Genomic DNA, 271 nt, shown 5'->3' on the forward strand with positions numbered 1-271 from the left:
TATCTTGTACAATAATACGTACATGTGTTGCAGTTTCTTTAATCACTGACACGTCAATATCGTTACCTTGCTTTCGATTCGTAAACGCATGTTTGATGGCATTTTCAACTAAAATTTGAATTAAAAATGGTGGTACAAGCACATCGCGATATTTGTCTTCAACATTAATATTGATATTAAATCTTCCTGGATAACGTGCTTGTTCGAGTGATAAGTATGCACGCACTTGACTTAACTCTTTATCTAAAGTAATCGTATGTTGCTTAGAGCC

Annotated in this window: 1 pseudogene; it reads right to left on the reverse strand. The window is 34.3% G+C overall.

The features are described from left to right. Window positions 1-271 (reverse strand): annotated as a pseudogene (locus tag GUI70_RS25685) (hypothetical protein); the annotation flags it as partial.

Origin of the sequence: Deinococcus alpinitundrae (assembly GCF_009982895.1) — a bacterium.
In the GTDB taxonomy this organism is placed as follows: domain Bacteria; phylum Deinococcota; class Deinococci; order Deinococcales; family Deinococcaceae; genus Deinococcus; species Deinococcus alpinitundrae.